Source organism: uncultured Phenylobacterium sp. (assembly GCF_902826855.1).
In the GTDB taxonomy this organism is placed as follows: Bacteria; Pseudomonadota; Alphaproteobacteria; order Caulobacterales; family Caulobacteraceae; genus Phenylobacterium.
In genome coordinates this window covers 6,040-7,941 of sequence record NZ_CADEGK010000201.1, presented here as the reverse complement: position 1 = coordinate 7,941, position 1,902 = coordinate 6,040, and the positions used below count along the sequence as shown (strand labels likewise).

The following is a 1,902-nucleotide window of genomic DNA, read 5'->3' as shown; positions in this document are numbered from 1 at the left end:
GGGAGGGGACCGCCTTCATCTTCCGGAGATAGCCCTGGGCGCTGCTCGGATCGCTCACGGCGGTGTGGGACTGTGTTTCCGGCAGTAGGCTCGACTTCCGCATAACCCCGAAGGCCGTACGCCACACCGAGGCTGTCCCTTTCCGGTTCATCGCGCCGTACGTGATGCTGGCCGCGCTGTCGGCGAGCTGCGCCTGGCTGGTCGGAGACCCTGGGACGGCGGCCGGCTTCTACATCTTCAACCTGGCGAACGCCGCCGGTTACGGCGGCCTCGTCATCCTGATCCTGACCTTACACGCGCGCGAGAACCGCCGGCCGGTGTTTCCGCTCAATCCCAGCGGCGTGACGAGCGCACTGTCGGTGCTCGGCGTGGCGTCCCTGATTGCGCTCGCGGCGTACGAGAACGGAGCCCATGGCCTGTCGGCCATGAACGCGGGCATCCGCGCCTTCACCGTCACGGAAGTCCGCGCCACGCCGGCCGGCGCTGGCCACCAGCGTCAGCTCACGTACCGGCTGCATTTCGAATGGTATGGGTTCGGACCCAACGCTCCAGCGGGCGACCTTCGCGACGAGCGGCGCTCCGAGGCCGGCCGGCCTCGCTGAGCGTAGGCGCGCCGGCGAGAGGTCCCGTCCCCTCAAGACGCTTTGCTCGATGGGTGTGACCGAGATCAATGAGCGAGCCCGCGTTCCGGGGCACCGACACTTCCGAACAAGAGGTGCGAGATTGTGGTCATGGGCGACGGGGCAAATGAGGTTTCGCGGCGAGTCCTTCTGCGCAGTTCCCTGAGTGCAGGCCTTGTCGCGCCGGCCCTGGTCGGGGCTCCGGCGCTGGCGCAGATCAGTGGCGCTGGGTCGGTCGTTCCCAAGGACAAGCGTCCGATCATCCACGGCGCCAGTCTGAAACTCGGGGCCTACGACCCCTACAGCGACTTCCAGGATGAGCGCGCCATCGCGACCGAGCACCTCTTCCTGCCCTGGGAAGACGTTGATCTGACACCCCTGCCGGACGCGGACGCCTACGCCTTGGCGCGGCGCCGCAACATTCTGGTGACGATCGAGCCTTGGACGTGGGCGCAGAACTGGAACACCACGCCGGCGCAGCTGCGCAACGCCGTTCTGTCCGGCCGGCGCGATATGAACATGCGCGCGATCCTCGACGTGTTGAAGACCTTCAGGAGCCCGGTGACGATCCGTTGGGCCCAGGAGATGGACAATCCCTACAGCCGCTTCACGTGGGCGGGGTGGCGTGGCCCCGACTTCGTCACCGCCTTCCGGCGAATGGCGGGTCTGATCCGCGAGGTGACTTCCAAGGCCAGGACATGTGGTCGCCCAGGGGCGAGAAGACCCTGGCCAACTACTATCCGGGTGCGGACTACGTCGATGTCGTGGGCCTGAGCGTCTTCGGCCTCGAGAAGTTCGACATGATCGAGTACGGCCGGCCGCGCACCTTCGCCGAGAGCGTCAGGCAGGGCTACGAGCTGACGGCTCCCTTTGGCAAGCCGATCACCGTCGCCGAGCTCGCGTACGACGGCAGCCCCGAATACGTGGGCCGCTGGATGGGGGACGTAACCGCGCCGCGACCCGAGTTTCCCCAGCTGAAGGAGGTCATCTACTTCAACGACAACGAAGTGTGGCCGTGGCCTCACGGCCTCGGCAGACCCCGCTGGCGCGTCGTGGAAGGCAAAGGCGTTCTGCCGCGTGGCCGGCCGTGAAACGGCCTGCGCGGGCAGCGGGCCGAGGCTGACCTGAATGAAGCCTCAGGAGCGCGAGACCGCCAATGTCCTCGTGACGGGCGGCGCGGGCTATATCGGCTCGCACACCTGCAAGGCCCTCGCGGCCGCGGGCTACAGGCCGATCGCTTACGACAACCTGGTGAATGGTCACGTCTCAGCTGTCCTCTGGG

3 protein-coding genes and 1 pseudogene (1 of these 4 only partly in view) are annotated in these 1,902 nt (G+C 67.1%); all 4 read left to right on the top strand.

What is annotated here, in order from left to right:
- Positions 1 to 164: 164 nt before the first annotated feature.
- A complete protein-coding gene (locus QZV94_RS20580) occupies positions 165 to 602 on the top strand; it encodes a hypothetical protein (protein ID WP_293681278.1) in 438 nt (145 codons plus the stop codon).
- Between the two features lie 129 nt (positions 603 to 731).
- A complete protein-coding gene (locus QZV94_RS20575; protein ID WP_293681275.1) occupies positions 732 to 1,394 on the top strand; it encodes a hypothetical protein in 663 nt (220 codons plus the stop codon).
- Complete coding sequence (locus tag QZV94_RS20570) at positions 1,319 to 1,711, top strand: hypothetical protein (RefSeq protein ID WP_293681272.1); 393 nt, start codon at positions 1,319 to 1,321, stop codon at positions 1,709 to 1,711. Before QZV94_RS20575 ends, QZV94_RS20570 begins: the two co-directional genes overlap by 76 nt.
- Before the next feature lie 37 nt (positions 1,712 to 1,748).
- Positions 1,749 to 1,902, top strand: a pseudogene (gene galE / locus QZV94_RS20565) (UDP-glucose 4-epimerase GalE); it runs 874 nt beyond the window's last position.

What these genes read in the sequence shown, in the direction of transcription:
- QZV94_RS20575 (WP_293681275.1), top strand. Translation starts at nt 732, where the DNA reads ATGGGCGACGGGGCAAATGAGGTTTCGCGGCGAGTCCTTCTGCGCAGT.
- QZV94_RS20570 (WP_293681272.1), top strand. Translation starts at nt 1,319, where the DNA reads ATGTGGTCGCCCAGGGGCGAGAAGACCCTGGCCAACTACTATCCGGGT.
- QZV94_RS20580 (WP_293681278.1), top strand. Translation starts at nt 165, where the DNA reads ATGCTGGCCGCGCTGTCGGCGAGCTGCGCCTGGCTGGTCGGAGACCCT.